Genomic DNA, 15,053 nt, shown 5'->3' on the forward strand with positions numbered 1-15,053 from the left:
ACCATGGACCACTGTTTCCCTGCAAGGCGGCTGCTGCTGGCCGCCGCGACGGTTGCCACGGCTGCCGTGGGCATGCCCTGGCGCGCATCCCGGGCCCAGCACGTCGTCCGCCTGTTGGTGGGGTTCCCGCCGGGCGGGGCGATCGACGTGACCGCCCGGGTCTACGCCGAGGCCATGCGCGGCGTGGGGACCTTCGTCGTCGAGAATCGCGCCGGCGCGGCCGGCAACATCGCGGCGACGGCGCTGGCCCAGAGCCGACCGGATGCCGCGACGGTGATGCTGGCCCCGCTGAACGTGTATTGCATATCGACGGCGCTGTATCGCAGCCTGTCGTTCGATCCGGCCAGGGATTTCGCGCCGGTCGGCGTGGTCGCCACGTTCCCGTGGGTGCTGGCGGTGCATCCGGATGTTCCGGTCCGGTCGGTGGCCGAGTTCATCGCCTGGGCCCGCGCCCGGCCCGAGCAATCCTTGTGCGGCATGGCGGCCGTCGGCAGCGAAGGCCATCTGATGGCCTTCGGCTTCAGCCAGAATGAACGGTGCCCGCTGACCTTCGTGCCCTACAAGGGCGGCGCGCCGATGGCGCAGGATCTCATGGCCGGCCACATCCCTGCCGTGTTCGATCCCATCGTCAACCTGGCGCCGGCCCACAAGGCGGGCAAGGTGCGGATACTGGCGGTGACCAGTGCGGCAAGGTCGGCGCTCCTGCCCGAGGTGCCGACGTTCACGGAGCTGGGCTATCCGTCGGCGGCGGGCGAAACCTGGATAGGCGCGAGCATGAGGCAGGGCGTTCCGGCCCCGGCCGTGCGGGATCTGTCGGCGGCCCTGCTTGCAGCGGGCCGGACGGCCGCGGTGAAGGACAAGCTGGCCGCCATCGGCCTGGCGGCCAGTGCGCAGGGGCCCGAGGCGATGGCGGCGACGATGGCCGCCGATACGCAGCGATACACCGGGCTGGTGCGCGCCCTGGGCCTGAAATTGGACTGACGCGCGCCAGTCCCGGGGGCGTCAGTTCTTCAGCGTCAGGATCCACTGCGCCAGCTTGCGCGCTTCGTCGTCGTTGACGGCGTTCTGGGCGGGCATGGGAATGGCGCCCCACTTGCGGAAGCTGCCCTTGCGGATGGAGGCGACCAGCTTGTCGGCCGCTTCGGAGTCCGAGGCATAGCGCTGCGCCACGCTTTGATAGGACGGGCCGACGAGCTTGGCGTCGACGCTGTGACAGGCCATGCAGTTCTTGGCCTTGGCGAGATCGAGTCCGGTGGTCTGCGCTCCGGCGGTCGTGTGCAGGGCGGCCAGGGCCACCAATGCGCTCAGGCTGAGGGAACGAATGGACATGAAGCTTCTCCGTTGAATGCGGCGCGATGCGCGTATTTTTCGACCGGGCAGAGTATATACAACCGATTCCGGTGTACACCGGATTCGGGACCGCCTGCGTCGATCTGTCACAGGGGCCCGGGACAAGGGGCGTTATCATCGCCAGTGTTCGACAGACACCGTGGCCGGGCAGGTGCCCGGCCTTTCCTTGAAAGGCGCGCGCAAACATGTTGGTTCACCCGCAGTTTTCTCCCATCGCGTTCGAGATCGGACCCCTGGCGGTGCGTTGGTATGGCCTCATGTACCTGGTCGCGTTCCTCCTGGCCTGGACCCTGGGCCGCTGGCGCATCCGCCATGGCAAGACCGCACTGACGACGCGCGATCTGGACGATCTCCTGTTCTACAGCGTGCTGGGTGTGGTGCTGGGCGGGCGCCTGGGCTATGTCCTGTTCTACAAGCCGGCCTATTACCTGGCGCATCCGCTGGAGATCCTCGCGGTCTGGCATGGGGGCATGTCGTTCCACGGCGGGCTGCTGGGCGTGCTGCTGGTCATGGCGTTGTTCGCGCGGCGCCGCGGCTTTCGTTTCCTGCAGGTGGGCGACTTCGTCGCGACGCTGGTGCCGCTGGGGCTGGCGGCCGGGCGCCTGGGCAATTTCATCAACGGCGAATTGTGGGGCCGGGCGACCACCGTGCCCTGGGGCATGGTGTTCCCGCAAGCGGGCGACGGTGTCGCGCGCCATCCTTCGCAGTTGTACGAGGTCGGCCTGGAGGGCCTGGCCCTGTTCGCGCTGGTCTGGCTGTTCGCCAGCAAGCCCCGGCCGGTGGGGCAGGTCAGCGGCGTGTTCCTGATGGGCTACGGATTCTTCCGCTTCATGGTGGAGTACACCCGGGAACCGGACAGCTTCCTGGGCATCCTGGCGGGAGGGCTGAGCATGGGGCAGTGGCTGTCGCTGCCCATGGTGCTGGCGGGGCTGGCCCTGTTCGTCTGGGCGCGCCGGCCGGCGGCCTGAGCCGCGTGGCCGGCAGGCGAGGCCTGGCGGCCTATTGCAGGTAGACCGTGCCGCGCACCGATACCGACACCGACGACTTGCCGCCTTCCAGGGGCAGGTCGGCCGCCTTGGCTTCCATGGCGGGAGCCGCCATCGCGTAGGCGCGCGGCATGGGCGTGACCGTGCCGCTGCCGCTCAGGTCGAGCTGCTTGACCGCATAGCCCGAGAATCCGAATGCCTTGGCGGCCTGGGTCGCCCGCGTGGTGAAGGCCTTGGCCGCTTCGGCCAGCAGGCGCTGTTCCTCGGCCTCGCGCGCCTCGCGCGACAGCGAGAACGACACGTTCGAGACCGCCATCTGGCGGCTCAGTTCGCCGGCCAGCTTGGAGGCGGCGCCGAAGTCCTTGGACTCCAGGATCAGTTCCGCGCGTCCGCGCCACGTGGTGATGCGGCCGTTGCGGTCGGTGTTGGCCCAGACGTTGTAGTTGCCGCTGCGCGCGGTGACCGCGGTGTTGCGCTTGGCCTCGGCCAGCGTGGCCTCGAGCAGCTGATTGAGCTGCTGCGACAGCTTGGCCTGGTCATTGCCCTCGATCTCGTTGGCGAGCGTGATGGTCACCTTGTCCTGCGCTACTTCCGAGGTGGCGGCGGCCGACAGCGACAGCGTCGGCCGGTCGGGCTTGGCGGTGTCCGGCGCGGCCTGGGCGACGGCGATGGACGACATCGCGGCCGAGACGGCCAGTGCCGCGCCGCACAGGGCGCGGCGCATCGTGGGAGCGAGGGTGGGGCGGTAAGCCATGGTGTGAGTCCTTGTTCTGATTGATGGAAGGGCTGACCATTTGCACCGCGACCCGGACCGCGGCGCCTGTCAGGCCTCCGTCAGCGCGGTGACGGCCTTGTATAGCATATAGGCCGCCAGCAGCATCAACAGGTAGGCGAAGATGCGTTTCAGCGAACGGACCGGCAGCTTGTGCGCGGTATGGGCGCCCACCGGCGCCAGCAGCACGCTGGAAACGATCAATACGATCAGCCCCGGCCAATAGACATACCCGAGCATGCCGGGTTGCCCGCTGGGGTGCTGCATGCCTGACCAGATGTAACCCGCGGTATTGGCCAGCGCGATGGGAAAACCCAGCGCGGCCGAGGTGGCCACGGCGTTGTGCAACGGGACGTTGCACCAGGTCATGAAAGGGACGGAAACAAAGCCGCCGCCGGCACCGACCAGTCCGGACAGGAAGCCGATGCCGGTTCCCGCCGCCGAGGTACCCAGCGTGCCCGGCATCTGGCGGCTGGGCTTGGGTTTCTTGTCCAGCAGCATCTGGACGGCCGAATACCCCACGAACACCGCGAACACCAGCGCCAGCCAGCCGGTCTTCAGCGTCGAGAACACGGCCCCGCCCGCCAGCAGCCCGCCGATCACCAGCCCCGGCGCGAAGCGCGCCACGATCTCCCACCGCACCGCGCCGCGCTTGTGATGCGCGCGCACGCTGGAAATCGAGGTGAACAGAATGGACGCCATCGACGTCGCGATCGCCGCATGCACCACCAGCTCGGGCGGCAGGCGCTGCCAGGTGAACAGCATGGTCAGGAAGGGCACCATGATCATGCCCCCGCCTATGCCGAGCAGCCCCGCGGCAAAGCCGGTGCAGGCCCCAAGTACGAGCAATGCGACGATGAATAAGGGATCCATGTTGAAGTCTTGACGATAGTTGGTAAATCGGTGGACGCGTCTCTTCTCCCCAAGACCCGCCCTTCGTTCTAGTTCTAGCACCGAAAAAAACTACCTCGGCAACTCCCCCGCCCATCCAGGGCACAGCGGATCCGGCTCCGCCGGTCCGCCAGTGCCGCCCCCTGGGGGGCGCGCGAAGCGCGTAGGGGGGGGCAAAATCCCCGGGGGAAAAAAAGAACCCGGAGCATAGCGTATATGCTCCGGGTCGGATAGGATCCCCGCCTGTGTCGCTAGGCCGGCATCTTGAACCGGGGTTCAAGGTGGTCGCGGTCAGCCGCGCTTCGGGTTCGTCTGACGGAGAGACGATCACACCCGCGGGCAATTTCCACAACCTCATGCCATAAGCATGGGTCCAAGAAATATAAGGCCAAACACGAGCACGGCAGGGAAGACTGATCATACGCGTTTGTGCCGCACAGAAAAGTACCGCACAAACATCAAAACTTAAAACAACTTTTCTTGGGCCCCCAGGGCTGCATCGACCATGCGATGCATGTCTTCAATTTTACGCTTGTAGTCGCCGACTGCAAGTCGTGAGTCGGGAGAATTCGCATTCATCAACTCGGCGGCCAATTGCAGCGCCGCCATCACCGCGATGCGCTCGGTGCCCGCTACCTTGCCGCCGGCCTTGATGCGCTGCATGGCCCGATCGACCATGGTGGCCGCGGTCAGCAGCGCTTCCTTTTCCGAGGGTTCGCAGGCCAGCGGATAATCCTTGCCGAGGATCGTGACGTCAAGACGTTCCATAGAGACTCCGAGCGCCCGGGTCGGCGCCTTCTGATCCAGGGGAGGAAGCGTTGTCCGGCGCATCGGCGTCGCCCTCGACTTCTTCGGCAGGCTGTTCGCCGCCGGGCAGGCGCGCCAGCACGCCCTCGACCCGCGACTGCGCGGCGGCCAGCGTATCGCGCAGCACGCGGATGTGCGAATCGCGTTGCGCGAGGCTCTTGCCCAGCGCCACGTTTTCGTCGCGCAGGCTTTGCGTCAGTTCGGTGAGCTGGCGTATGCGGCTGGCGAGAAGGTCGAGATCTTCGATCATGGGCGTATCGTAAACCATCCAGTGCCGGGAATTGTAGCGAACGGCACGCGGCCGGGAACCCGGCCGCGTGCCGCTGTATCAATTGCTTGCAAGCCTCGCAACCGAGGCCGGATGGCGTGGCCCGCCTACAGCTCCAGGTTGTCGATCAGCCGGGTCGTGCCGAGCTTGGCGGCGGCCAACGCCACCAGCGGCTCGCCCCCTTCGACTTCCTCGCGCGAGGGTGGCAGCAGGTCGCGCTGGCGCCGCACCGAAATGTAGTCCACCTTCCAGCCGCGTCCATCCAGCGTGGCGACGGCCCCGCGCTCGAGCGCGGCGACGTCGTGGTTGCCGCCGCGCAGGTCGGCCTGCACGCGGCGCAGCGTGGCGTACAACTGCGGCGCCTCGGCGCGCTGGTCCGTGCTGAGGTAGCCGTTGCGCGAGGACAGGGCCAGGCCGTCGTCCGCGCGTATCGTTTCCTGCGGCACGATTTCGATCGGCAACTGGAACTGCCGGCACATGGCCCGCACCACCATCAACTGCTGGTAGTCCTTCTTCCCGAACACGGCCACGCGCGGCTGCACACAGGACAGCAGCTTGAGTACGACGGTCGAGACGCCCGCGAAGAAGCCGGGGCGGAACTCGCCTTCCAGGATGCCGCCCAGGTCGTCGGGCGGCTGCACGCGGAAATTCTGCGGCTCGGGGTACATCTCGCGCTCGTCGGGCGCGAACAGCACGTAGACGTTGCGGTCGCGCTCGAGCTTCTCGATGTCGGCGGGCAGCGTGCGCGGGTAGCGGTCGAAATCCTCGTTGGGCCCGAATTGCAGGCGATTGACGAAGATGCTCGCGACGACCGGGTCGCCATGCTGGCGCGCCGTCTTCATCAAGGCAAGATGGCCTTCGTGCAGGTTGCCCATCGTGGGGACGAAAGAGACCCGGAGCTGGCCGCGCAACTGATCGCGCAATTCTTCGATGGAGTGAACGACCTTCATGGCGTTGGATTCGGTAAGGTGGACTTGGAGGCCGAGGAGGCGGGCGGCCGGGCCGCGCGCCGGGACCTCAGTGGGTATGGACGGAAGTGAAGGCCAGGCGCACGTAGATCGGCGCGTACGGCTCGGCCTGGGTGATCTCGAGCAGCGACTCGCGGGCCAGTTCCAGCATGGCGATGAAGTGCACGACGATCACCGGCACGCCGGCGCCGTCCTGCACGCGCTCCATGAAGAGTTCGGTGAACTCCATGTAGCGCACGTTCTGCAGCCGGCGCAGGATCTGGCTCATGTGATCGCGCACGGACAGCTCCTCGCGCGAGATGTGATGGTGCGCATTGAGCTTGGCGCGCTTGACGATGTCGGCCCACGCGTCGCGCAGTTCCTCGACGTTGACGTCGGGCAGCCGGCGCACGGTGGTCTGTTCCAGCAACACCTGGGCCCGCACGAAGTCGCGGCCCAACTGCGGCAAGCGGTCCAGCCTCTGCGCCGCCAGCTTCATCTGCTCGTATTCGAGCAGGCGCCGGACGAGTTCGGCGCGGGGATCCTCGACTTCCTCGTCGGTATCCGCCTTGCGCACGGGCAGCAGCATGCGCGACTTGATCTCGATCAGCAGCGCTGCCATGAGCAGGTACTCGGCGGCCAGCTCGAGGTTGTGCTTGCGTATCTGGTCGACGTACGACAGGTACTGGCGCGTGACTTCCGCCATGGGAATGTCGAGCACGTTGAAGTTCTGCTTGCGGATCAGGTAGAGCAGCAGGTCGAGCGGCCCCTCGAAGGTCTCGAGGAACACCTCGAGCGCATCGGGAGGGATGTACAGGTCCTGGGGCAGCGCGAACAGCGGTTCGCCGTAGAGCCGGGCGATGGCAACGCCGTCGACGACGTCGGGCGTGCTGTCGACCGGGGGTTCAGCCAATGCTGCCAGCCCGTCGTTGGGGGGCGGGGAAGAGCCCATGCGGGAGATGATCAGTCTTCAGTCTGATAGACATAGGGCTTCTGCGGCACCGTCCCGGCCTTGAAACCTTCGACGAGTTCCGGATCGATGGTCTTGTCCCACAGGCGCGCGCGGCCCTGCTTCTGCTCGCTTTCGAGATTGGGGCGCTGCTGCTTCAGGTCCTGCAGGAACTGGGTGATTTCGGATTCGTAACTCTTGGCCATGACTAACCTTTGTTCTGGCATGCCGTGCCGCCGGCGCGTGGGGCCGTCGGTCGGGACGTCTTCTGTGCACCCGGGAGTTTACTGCACGCCGGGCGGTGGGCGCCGTCCGGCCGGCGCCTTGAACGGGCTGTCCGGCATGGTGGGTGAATTTTTCTTTTTTCTACAGAAAATGGGGAATAATTTTTATATTTCTGCGCGATTTGGACGGAAATTTGCAGTAATTTTGCGGGGTCCTGTTGATAAAGTATCTCCAGTTTCCCTAACCTTCCGGCATTCCCATGAGCAAATGGTCGTTCACTTCGCATCCCGCCTCCGTGGGTGAGACGTACTTCGAACATCTCGCCGCGTCGTGGGGGTTCGCTTTCCGCATGCTGATGGGAGGGCTGGCGGCCCTGGTCCACGGCCTGTTTCCATTCCTGTGCGTGCGCACCGGTTCATCCATCATCAAGAACCTGAACGACAAGATGGTGGTGAACCGGGTCAAGGCCGGCCACGTGCCGGCAGCGCAAGCATCGCAAGCCCGGGCACGCTAGGGGCGGCGGGCGCTGCCCGCCGCGCTGCTTACCGTACGCGCATGCCTGGCTGGGCGCCCGCCACGGGCTCCAGCACATAGATGCCGGGCTGCGCTTTTTCATCGGCGTGGCTCGCGGCCAGCACCATGCCCTCGGATACACCGAACTTCATCTTGCGCGGCGCGAGGTTGGCCACCAGCACGGTCAGCTTGCCGATCAGGTCTTCCGGCTTGTAGGACGACTTGATGCCGGAGAACACATTGCGGGTGCGGCCTTCGCCGGCATCCAGCGTCAGCCGCAGCAGCTTGTCCGAGCCTTCCACGTATTCGCAATTGACGATCCTGGCGATGCGCAGGTCGATCTTGGCGAAGTCGTCGATGGTGATGACGGGCGCGATCTCCTCGCCGCCGGGCGCGGGCGCGGCGGGCGCCGGCGCGGCCGGCGCTTCCAGCAGCGCGTCGAGCAGCTTGGGATCGACCCGCTGCGCGAGGTGCTTGTAGGGCGCGATGCGCTGCGGCGGTACGACCACGTCGCGCCATTCGAAATCGCGTCCCAGGCCGAACAGTTCGTGCGCCACCCGCCGCGTCAGCTCGGGCAGGACCGGCGCCAGCATGACCGACAGGGCCTTGAAGCCGATCATGGTGCGCGAGCAGACCTCGTGCAGTTCGCGCTTCTTGTCCGCGTTGTCCAGCTGCTTGGCCAGCACCCAGGGCTGGGCCGCGTCGAAGGCCTGGTTGATGCGGTCGGCGGTGGCCATGATCTCGCGGATGGCCTTGCCGAACTCGCGCGCCTCGAAGGCGTTGCGCACCAGGGTGGCCGAGGCGTTGAGCTCGTTCTCGAGTTCGATGGGGGTCCCGCCGTCAAAGCAGAGCTGTCCGTCGAAATGCTTGATCAGGAAGTTCGAGGCGCGGCTGGCGATGTTGACGTACTTGCCGACCAGGTCGCTGTTGACGCGCGCGATGAAGTCCTCGGGGTTGAAGTCCATGTCCTCGACGTGGGCGTTGAGCTTGGCGGCGATGTAGTAGCGCAGCCACTCCGGGTTCATGCCGAGGTCGAGGTAGCGCAGCGGCGAGATGCCGGTGCCGCGGCTCTTGGACATCTTCTCGCCGCTGACGGTGATGAAGCCGTGGACGTGCAGGCCGTCGGGCGTTTTGCGCTGGGCGAAGTGCAGCATCGCCGGCCAGAACAGGGCATGGAAATAGACAATGTCCTTGCCGATGAAGTGGTACTGCTCGGTGTCGGACTGCGGGTCGAGCAGCGCGTCGAAGTCCAGGCCCGTCTTCCTGCAATAGGCCTTCAGCGAGGCCAGGTAGCCCACCGGCGCGTCCAGCCAGACGTAGAAATACTTGCCGGGCGCGTCGGGAATCTCGATGCCGAAGTACGGCGCGTCGCGCGAGATGTCCCAGTCCGCCAGCTTGCCTGCCTCGCCCAGCCATTCACGGGTCTTGGCATAGACCTCGGGTTGCAGGCGCGGCGTGCCGTTGCCGTTGACGCTGCCGGTCCATTCCTGCAGGAAGGCGTAGCAGCGCGGGTCGGACAGCTTGAAGAAGAAGTGTTCCGAGCTTTTCAGGACGGGCGTGGCGCCGGTCAGGGTGGAGTAGGGGTTGCGCAGGTCGGTGGGGGCGTAGACGGCCCCGCACACTTCGCAGGAGTCACCGTACTGGTCCTTGGCGCCGCACTTGGGGCATTCGCCCTTGATGTAGCGATCGGCCAGGAACATGCCCTTGACCGGGTCGTAGAACTGCTCGATGGTGCGGGTCTCGATCAGGCCGGCCTCGCGCAGCTTCAGGTAGATCTGGCGCGACAGCTCGGTGTTCTCGTCCGTGTCGGTGGAGTGCCAGTGATCGAACGCGACGTGAAAGCCCTGGAGGTACTTCGGTCGTTCCGCGGCGATGCGGGCGACGAGTTCGCGCGGCGTGATGCCTTCGCTTTCCGCCTTGAGCATGATGGGCGCGCCATGAGCGTCGTCGGCGCACACGAAGTGGACCGTATGGCCTTGCATGCGCATGTTGCGGACCCAGATGTCGGCCTGGATGTACTCCATGATGTGGCCGATGTGGAAGGATCCGTTGGCGTAGGGCAGGGCGGTGGTGACGAAGAGTGTGCGCGACATGGGGCGGAAACGAGGGGGCGATGAAAGTATCGAATGGGGGATTTTAGCCGGTGGGAGGGTGGATGCCGGGCACGGCGCTTGCGCGCGCCGCCTGGCCGCCGTTTTTGCCATACTGAGCGTAAGGAGGCAGCCATGTCCATGAACACCGTTTACGCGACCCGGGAACCCGCCCGGGACGAGATCGACGCCCTGGGCGAGCCCACGGTGCTGGAATTCGGCGCGCCCTGGTGCGGGCATTGCCTGGCGGCCCAGCCGCTGATCGAGGCCGCCTTCGAGGGGCACGCGAAGGTGCGGCACCTCAAGGTCGAGGACGGCAAGGGCCGGCCGCTGGGGCGCTCGTTCAGGGTGAAGCTGTGGCCCACGCTCGTGTTCCTGGACCGGGGGCGCGAAGTGGCCCGCCTGGTGCGCCCTGGCCAGGCGGGGCAGATACGCGAGGCGCTGGCCCTGATCGACCCGCCCGCCTGAGGCGGGCGCCGTCAGGCGCGCGCTGCGCGTCCGGCGTTGCGAAGCATGTCGTAGAGCAGGTTGGCGGCCGGGGAAAGCGCCCGCCCGTGCTTGGAGATCAGGCCCAGGGTGCGGCTGACGCGGGGTTGCGACAGCGGTATGCCGACCAGGGTCGCATGCGTGGTCAGCGGCAGCGCCAGCTGCGGGACGGCGGCGACGCCCAGGCCGGCCTCCACCATGCCCAGCAGGGTCAGGATGTGGCTGACCTCGATGGCGGTCTGCGACCGCTTGCCGCTCTTGGCCAGCGCGGCCTCGATCAGGAGGCGGTTGCCGCTGCCCTTGTCGACGGTCATGACGCGTTCCCGGGTCAGGTCTTCCCAGGTGACCGACTTGCGACGGGCCAGGGGATGGTCCTTGCGTGCGGCCAGCACGAAGTTTTCCTTGAAGATGGCCCTGAAATCGACCTCGGCTTCCTGGGTGCCGATGAAGTTCACGCCGAAGTCGGCCCGGCCGGAGATGACGGCGTTCAGGACGGTGTTGGCGCCTTCGTCGATGACGCGCACCCGGATGCGAGGGTGCTTGGCGGTGAAGTCGCGCAGCACCGAGGGCAGGAAGTAGTAGGCCACCGACGGCACGCAGGCCACCGTGACGAGGCCGCTCAACTGCGCCGCGAGGTCGCTTACGCCCAGCATGGCGCTTTCCAGCTCGTCCAGCGCGGCGCGCGACCGTTCCAGGAATACGCGCCCCACATTGGTGAGCGATACGTGCCGAGTGGTTCGGTCGAGCAGGCGCGCGCCCAGGATGGCCTCGAGCTTCTCGATGCGCCGGCTGAGCGCGGGCTGGGAAAGGTGCAGGTCGTCCGCGGCCGCGCGGAAGCTGGAGCGCTCTGCCACCGCGACGAAAGCCTGCAATTCCTGGAGGTCGAAACTAATGCGTGCCATGCATCAAATTATATAAAAAATGCAATTTACTAATGCACAGCCTCGGTGCATTATTTCGTCATGCAAAAAGCCATACCTTGTGTACTGATGCGGGGCGGTACGTCCCGCGGCCCCTATTTTCGCGCCGAATGGCTGCCACAGGACGTCGCCAGGCGTGACCAGGTGCTGCTGGCCGCCATGGGCTCGCCGCACGAACTCCAGATCGACGGGCTGGGCGGCGCGAACACGCTGACCAGCAAGGTCGCCATCGTGTCGCCCTCGACGCGCCCCGGCTGCGATGTCGACTACCTGTTCGCGCAGGTGTCGGTCGACCGCGCCCTGGTGGATACCCGCCCCAACTGCGGCAACATGCTGTCGGGCGTCGCGCCCTTCGCCATCGACCAGGGCATGGTCGCCGCCAGCGACGGCGAGACCCGCGTGCGGATCTACAATGTCAACACGAATTCGACCATCGACGCCGTGGTGCAGACGCCGGGGGGCAAGACCGAATACGAGGGCGACGCCCGCATCGACGGCGTGCCGGGCACCGGCGCGCCGATCCGGCTGAATTTCCTCGACGCCTGGGGTTCGGTCACGGGCAAGGTGTTTCCCACGGGCAACACGCAGGACGTCATCGACGGCGTATCCGTCACGTGCATCGATGCGGCCATGCCGCTGATGATCGTGCGCGCGTCGCAGTTGGGCGTGAAGGGCGACGAAACGGCGGTCGAGCTGGATGCCAACAAGGCCATGCTCGAGCGGCTGGAGGCCTTGCGCCTGGAGGCCGGCAGGCGCATGGGGCTGGGCGACGTCACGGACAGCGTCATCCCCAAGCCGGTGCTGGTCAGCGCGTCGGCGGATGCGGATACGGTGGTGTCGCGGTATTTCACGCCGCACAAGTGCCATCGCTCGCATGCCGTCACCGGCGCAATCGGTGTGGCAACCGCCTTCGTGACTCCGGGCACGGTGGCGTTCGAGCTGGGCGCGCCTCGCGCGGCCGGCATGCATCGCATCGCCGTGGCGCATCCCTCGGGACGCATCGAGGTCGATGTCGAATTGCGCGGTACGGCGCCTTCGATCGAAGTGTGCGGTGCCGGCCTGATTCGCACAGCCCGGAAAATCATGGAAGGGCAGCTTTACATACCTGCCCGCTTTTTTTAGGACCGCGTCGTCCGCCATCGGGCGCCTTCATCGCGCCCGGCGGAAGCCGCTTATGCTTCGGTAGATCCGAAGAACCAAACGGAGACCTTTTCATGCAAGCCTCGTTCCGAGTGCCGGCGATCGCCGCCTTTGTCACTGCCTTCACCCTGTCCCTGGGCGCCGTCAGCGTCCAGGCCGCCTGGCCCGAGCGCCCCATCACCATCGTCGTTCCCACCGCTCCCGGTGGCGGCAACGATGCGTTCGCGCGCGTCATCGCCCAGAAAATGGGCGAGAGCCTCAAGCAGAGCGTCGTGGTCGTCAACAAGGCCGGCGCGCAGGGCGCCATCGGCAGCGAATACGTCGCTCGTGCGCCGGCGGATGGCTACACCATCCTGTTCGGCTACATCGCCACGCACGGCATCAACCCCGCGCTGCAGAAGCTGCGCTACGACCCGGTCAAGGACTTCAAGCCCATCGGCCTGCTGGCCAGCTCGCCCACGCTGCTGGTGGTGTCCTCGGCCTCCGGCATTACCTCGGTCAAGGACCTGGTCGAAAAATCCAAGAAAGATCCCAAGGGCCTGAGCTACGCCTCGGCCGGTGCCGGTACCGCGCCGCACGTCACGGCCGAGCTGTTCAAGATGGTGACGGGCGCCAACATGCTGCACGTGCCGTACAAGGGTTCGGCGCCGGCGATGACCGACACGCTGGCCGGCACGACGCAAGTCATGTTCCCCAGCCTGTTCAGCGCCTATCCCCACCTGGCTTCTGGCCGGATCAAGGCCCTGGCCCTGGCCGGCGACAAGCGGTCCGACGTCCTGAAGGACGTGCCGACGCTGGAAGAGCTGGGCGTCAAGGGCGTCAGTGTGCCCCAGTGGTATGCGCTGTTCGCGCCGGCCGGTACCGACGACGCCATCGTCGATCGCCTGAACAAGGAACTCAACGCCGCGCTGCATGACCCCGAGGTGATCGCCAAGTTCAAGGAGCAGGGCGCCGAGACGAAGAGCAGCACGCCGCAGGAACTGGGCGCATTCGTGAAGGCCGAAGTGGCTCGCTGGAAGAAGGTCGTGGAGGCGGCGAAGCTCACGACTGAATAGGAGTAGTCCCTCCCCACGCGCTTCGCGCGCCCCCCAGGGGGCGGCACTGGCGGACCGGCGGAGCCGGATCCGCGGTGCCCTGGAGGGGGCAGGGTTGTCTGGAAGGCGGTGCTTGCACCGCCTTTTTCTTTATCAGGAGGAGATATGAAGAGGACAGTTACGGCGGTCGCGGTGGTGGTGTCGGCTTGGGCGGGGGCGGCGGTGGCGCAGCCTATCGTGCTGCGCGACATGGGGTCGTTCCATATCGGCGGCGAGCCTTTCGTGGTGTCGGGCGAGCCGGTGAAGGAAGTGAAGTTCACCGCCAACGGCGTGCCGCTGAAAATCGATCCCAACGGTACCTACATGGTCGGGCAGATGTACGTGCAGTACTTCATCCCCGAGTCCCGCAAGGGCGCGGTGCCGCTGCTGATGTGGCATGGCGGCGGCTTGTCGGGGGTAACGTACGAGACGACGCCGGACGGCCGGCCCGGATGGCTGAACGATTTCCTGCGCAAGGGGTGGGCGGTCTACAACTCGGATGCGGTCGAGCGCGGCCGTTCGGGATGGCCGGCCACGGCCAAGCCGGTATGGAAGGGCGATCCGGTCCTGGTCACCGCGGCCAATGCCTATGAACGCTTCCGCATCGGCGGGGCGGGGTCGTGGAGCGAGGATCCGGCGCAGCGCAAGCTCCTGCCCGGCAACCAGTTCCCGGCCGACCAGATCTGGCAGTTCTCACGGCAATTCGTGCCTCGCTGGATCACCACGGACGAACCCACGTTGAAAGCCTATCTGCAATTGGTGGACAAGGTATGCCCCTGCGTGCTTCTGGTGCACAGCCAGGCCGGCAAATTCGGCTTCCAGGCCGCGCAGGCACGCCCGGACAAGATCCGCGCCGTGGTGGCCGTCGAACCCGCCGAGGTCGGTGACGCGGACAAGGAAAAAATCGCCGCGCTCAAGTCGGTGCCCGCTCTGATGGTCTACGGCGACTACATCGAACAGGATTCGCGCTGGCCGGCCATCCGCGCCAAGGGCGCGCGCTTTGCTCAGGCGGTCAGGGAGGCCGGCGGCCAGGTGGACGAGGTCGATCTGCCCAAAGTGGGTATCAAGGGCAATTCGCACATGGTGATGATGGACAAGAACAACCTGGAAGTGTCCGCCTTGATCAACGAATGGCTGACCAAGCGCGGACTGTACCGGTAGCTTGAAGGGAAGCGGCCAAGGGCCGCATGGGGAGGGCTGCCCTCAGGACAGCTCTCTTACCTCGACGTCGACGATGTCGCTGCGCTTCATGCGGTTGGCATAGCCGCTCGTGGGGCGGGAGGGGGCCGCCGCGGCGGTGGCGCCCTCGGCGTTGCCGCCGAAGCCCCAGCGGGTCTGGGAGCGTTTCCAGTACGTATTGGCGACGAACGGCTTGCCGCGCAGCTTGGCCACGACGTAGACGATGGCCAGGGCGACGGCGGTCGAGGCGAGGAGGATGGCCGCCATGATCATGCCGACCAGGGCGATGCCCGCCACGAAGGCGGTGCGTAGCAATTTGGCGATGGTGTCAGTCATAGGTGGTGCGTCGGGGCGGGCGTCGCCCGGGAGCGGGCAGTCAAAGCGTTTGGGCGGCCGCGGGGTTGGAAAAGTTCCCGATTATTTCTTGGGGCTTGCCCTGCAAATGGGGATGCCCGCG

The 15,053-nt window shown here is 66.3% G+C and carries 18 protein-coding genes and 1 other RNA gene; 7 read left to right on the top strand and 12 right to left on the bottom strand.

Going from position 1 to position 15,053, the window contains the following annotated elements; all coding sequences use genetic code 11:
* Positions 1 to 3 precede the first annotated feature (3 nt).
* Entirely contained in the window at positions 4 to 981 is a 978-nt protein-coding gene (locus tag EGT29_RS05380) for a tripartite tricarboxylate transporter substrate binding protein (protein WP_124688051.1), read from the top strand.
* 21 nt (positions 982 to 1,002) lie between these two features.
* Here EGT29_RS05380 and EGT29_RS05385 read toward each other — a convergent pair whose 3' ends face one another.
* Positions 1,003 to 1,329, bottom strand: coding sequence for a c-type cytochrome (locus EGT29_RS05385; RefSeq protein ID WP_124688052.1), 327 nt, complete (start codon positions 1,327 to 1,329; stop codon positions 1,003 to 1,005).
* 206 nt (positions 1,330 to 1,535) lie between these two features.
* On the opposite strand from EGT29_RS05385, the gene lgt reads away from it, so the two are divergent.
* The gene (lgt, locus tag EGT29_RS05390) at positions 1,536 to 2,318 is read left to right on the top strand and encodes a prolipoprotein diacylglyceryl transferase (RefSeq protein WP_124688053.1); all 783 of its coding nucleotides are present in this window, start codon (positions 1,536 to 1,538) and stop codon (positions 2,316 to 2,318) included.
* 31 nt (positions 2,319 to 2,349) lie between these two features.
* On the opposite strand, the gene EGT29_RS05395 is transcribed toward lgt, so the two are convergent.
* From EGT29_RS05395 to EGT29_RS05430, 8 genes are all read right to left on the bottom strand, one after another.
* Positions 2,350 to 3,090 carry an SIMPL domain-containing protein gene (locus EGT29_RS05395; RefSeq protein ID WP_238160294.1) on the bottom strand — a complete coding sequence of 247 codons (741 nt, stop codon included), beginning with the start codon at positions 3,088 to 3,090 and terminating at the stop codon, positions 2,350 to 2,352.
* Between the two features lie 69 nt (positions 3,091 to 3,159).
* Positions 3,160 to 3,981: a sulfite exporter TauE/SafE family protein gene (locus EGT29_RS05400; RefSeq protein ID WP_124688054.1), complete on the bottom strand. Its 822-nt coding sequence runs from the start codon at positions 3,979 to 3,981 to the stop codon at positions 3,160 to 3,162.
* Between the two features lie 250 nt (positions 3,982 to 4,231).
* Positions 4,232 to 4,412, bottom strand: a non-coding RNA gene (gene ssrS / locus EGT29_RS05405) — 6S RNA.
* Between the two features lie 52 nt (positions 4,413 to 4,464).
* On the bottom strand, positions 4,465 to 4,767 hold the full coding sequence (locus EGT29_RS05410) for a cell division protein ZapA (protein ID WP_087837239.1): 303 nt from the start codon (positions 4,765 to 4,767) through the stop codon (positions 4,465 to 4,467).
* The gene (locus EGT29_RS05415) at positions 4,754 to 5,056 is read right to left on the bottom strand and encodes a hypothetical protein (RefSeq protein WP_124688055.1); all 303 of its coding nucleotides are present in this window, start codon (positions 5,054 to 5,056) and stop codon (positions 4,754 to 4,756) included. Before EGT29_RS05415 ends, EGT29_RS05410 begins: the two co-directional genes overlap by 14 nt.
* 125 nt (positions 5,057 to 5,181) lie before the next feature.
* Positions 5,182 to 6,024, bottom strand: coding sequence for a pantoate--beta-alanine ligase (panC, locus tag EGT29_RS05420; protein WP_124688056.1), 843 nt, complete (start codon positions 6,022 to 6,024; stop codon positions 5,182 to 5,184).
* Positions 6,025 to 6,091: 67 nt separating this feature from the next.
* Positions 6,092 to 6,973, bottom strand: coding sequence for a ScpA family protein (locus EGT29_RS05425; RefSeq protein WP_124688057.1), 882 nt, complete (start codon positions 6,971 to 6,973; stop codon positions 6,092 to 6,094).
* Between the two features lie 11 nt (positions 6,974 to 6,984).
* Positions 6,985 to 7,176 (bottom strand): DUF3460 family protein, encoded by a 192-nt coding sequence (locus tag EGT29_RS05430; protein WP_124688058.1) that lies wholly within the window; start codon positions 7,174 to 7,176, stop codon positions 6,985 to 6,987.
* Between the two features lie 278 nt (positions 7,177 to 7,454).
* On the opposite strand from EGT29_RS05430, the gene EGT29_RS05435 reads away from it, so the two are divergent.
* A complete protein-coding gene (locus EGT29_RS05435; protein WP_124688059.1) occupies positions 7,455 to 7,709 on the top strand; it encodes a DUF6356 family protein in 255 nt (84 codons plus the stop codon).
* A gap of 28 nt (positions 7,710 to 7,737) precedes the next feature.
* Here EGT29_RS05435 and metG read toward each other — a convergent pair whose 3' ends face one another.
* Positions 7,738 to 9,801 (bottom strand): methionine--tRNA ligase, encoded by a 2,064-nt coding sequence (gene metG / locus EGT29_RS05440; protein ID WP_124688060.1) that lies wholly within the window; start codon positions 9,799 to 9,801, stop codon positions 7,738 to 7,740.
* A gap of 132 nt (positions 9,802 to 9,933) precedes the next feature.
* On the opposite strand from metG, the gene EGT29_RS05445 reads away from it, so the two are divergent.
* Positions 9,934 to 10,266 (top strand): thioredoxin family protein, encoded by a 333-nt coding sequence (locus tag EGT29_RS05445; RefSeq protein ID WP_124688061.1) that lies wholly within the window; start codon positions 9,934 to 9,936, stop codon positions 10,264 to 10,266.
* Positions 10,267 to 10,277: 11 nt separating this feature from the next.
* Here the strand turns inward: EGT29_RS05445 and EGT29_RS05450 are convergent, their stop codons facing one another.
* The gene (locus EGT29_RS05450) at positions 10,278 to 11,186 is read right to left on the bottom strand and encodes a LysR family transcriptional regulator (protein WP_124688062.1); all 909 of its coding nucleotides are present in this window, start codon (positions 11,184 to 11,186) and stop codon (positions 10,278 to 10,280) included.
* Between the two features lie 60 nt (positions 11,187 to 11,246).
* On the opposite strand from EGT29_RS05450, the gene EGT29_RS05455 reads away from it, so the two are divergent.
* From EGT29_RS05455 to EGT29_RS05465, 3 genes are all read left to right on the top strand, one after another.
* Positions 11,247 to 12,326 carry a 4-oxalomesaconate tautomerase gene (locus EGT29_RS05455; protein ID WP_124688063.1) on the top strand — a complete coding sequence of 360 codons (1,080 nt, stop codon included), beginning with the start codon at positions 11,247 to 11,249 and terminating at the stop codon, positions 12,324 to 12,326.
* Between the two features lie 92 nt (positions 12,327 to 12,418).
* On the top strand, positions 12,419 to 13,399 hold the full coding sequence (locus tag EGT29_RS05460; RefSeq protein ID WP_124688064.1) for a tripartite tricarboxylate transporter substrate binding protein: 981 nt from the start codon (positions 12,419 to 12,421) through the stop codon (positions 13,397 to 13,399).
* Positions 13,400 to 13,543: 144 nt separating this feature from the next.
* Positions 13,544 to 14,578, top strand: coding sequence for an esterase (locus EGT29_RS05465; protein ID WP_124688065.1), 1,035 nt, complete (start codon positions 13,544 to 13,546; stop codon positions 14,576 to 14,578).
* A gap of 42 nt (positions 14,579 to 14,620) precedes the next feature.
* Here the strand turns inward: EGT29_RS05465 and EGT29_RS05470 are convergent, their stop codons facing one another.
* Complete coding sequence (locus EGT29_RS05470; RefSeq protein ID WP_124688066.1) at positions 14,621 to 14,932, bottom strand: hypothetical protein; 312 nt, start codon at positions 14,930 to 14,932, stop codon at positions 14,621 to 14,623.
* Positions 14,933 to 15,053 lie beyond the last annotated feature (121 nt).

The sequence above is a fragment of the Pigmentiphaga sp. H8 genome (assembly GCF_003854895.1).
Classification (GTDB): Bacteria; Pseudomonadota; Gammaproteobacteria; order Burkholderiales; family Burkholderiaceae_B; genus Pigmentiphaga.

Excerpts from the sequence above, each read along its gene's own strand:
- EGT29_RS05380 (WP_124688051.1), top strand. The coding sequence starts at position 4 with ATGGACCACTGTTTCCCTGCAAGGCGGCTGCTGCTGGCCGCCGCGACG.
- EGT29_RS05385 (WP_124688052.1), bottom strand. The coding sequence starts at position 1,329 with ATGTCCATTCGTTCCCTCAGCCTGAGCGCATTGGTGGCCCTGGCCGCC.
- lgt (WP_124688053.1), top strand. The coding sequence starts at position 1,536 with ATGTTGGTTCACCCGCAGTTTTCTCCCATCGCGTTCGAGATCGGACCC.
- EGT29_RS05395 (WP_238160294.1), bottom strand. The coding sequence starts at position 3,090 with ATGGCTTACCGCCCCACCCTCGCTCCCACGATGCGCCGCGCCCTGTGC.
- EGT29_RS05400 (WP_124688054.1), bottom strand. The coding sequence starts at position 3,981 with ATGGATCCCTTATTCATCGTCGCATTGCTCGTACTTGGGGCCTGCACC.
- EGT29_RS05410 (WP_087837239.1), bottom strand. The coding sequence starts at position 4,767 with ATGGAACGTCTTGACGTCACGATCCTCGGCAAGGATTATCCGCTGGCC.
- EGT29_RS05415 (WP_124688055.1), bottom strand. The coding sequence starts at position 5,056 with ATGATCGAAGATCTCGACCTTCTCGCCAGCCGCATACGCCAGCTCACC.
- panC (WP_124688056.1), bottom strand. The coding sequence starts at position 6,024 with ATGAAGGTCGTTCACTCCATCGAAGAATTGCGCGATCAGTTGCGCGGC.
- EGT29_RS05425 (WP_124688057.1), bottom strand. The coding sequence starts at position 6,973 with ATGGGCTCTTCCCCGCCCCCCAACGACGGGCTGGCAGCATTGGCTGAA.
- EGT29_RS05430 (WP_124688058.1), bottom strand. The coding sequence starts at position 7,176 with ATGGCCAAGAGTTACGAATCCGAAATCACCCAGTTCCTGCAGGACCTG.
- EGT29_RS05435 (WP_124688059.1), top strand. The coding sequence starts at position 7,455 with ATGAGCAAATGGTCGTTCACTTCGCATCCCGCCTCCGTGGGTGAGACG.
- metG (WP_124688060.1), bottom strand. The coding sequence starts at position 9,801 with ATGTCGCGCACACTCTTCGTCACCACCGCCCTGCCCTACGCCAACGGA.
- EGT29_RS05445 (WP_124688061.1), top strand. The coding sequence starts at position 9,934 with ATGTCCATGAACACCGTTTACGCGACCCGGGAACCCGCCCGGGACGAG.
- EGT29_RS05450 (WP_124688062.1), bottom strand. The coding sequence starts at position 11,186 with ATGGCACGCATTAGTTTCGACCTCCAGGAATTGCAGGCTTTCGTCGCG.
- EGT29_RS05455 (WP_124688063.1), top strand. The coding sequence starts at position 11,247 with ATGCAAAAAGCCATACCTTGTGTACTGATGCGGGGCGGTACGTCCCGC.
- EGT29_RS05460 (WP_124688064.1), top strand. The coding sequence starts at position 12,419 with ATGCAAGCCTCGTTCCGAGTGCCGGCGATCGCCGCCTTTGTCACTGCC.
- EGT29_RS05465 (WP_124688065.1), top strand. The coding sequence starts at position 13,544 with ATGAAGAGGACAGTTACGGCGGTCGCGGTGGTGGTGTCGGCTTGGGCG.
- EGT29_RS05470 (WP_124688066.1), bottom strand. The coding sequence starts at position 14,932 with ATGACTGACACCATCGCCAAATTGCTACGCACCGCCTTCGTGGCGGGC.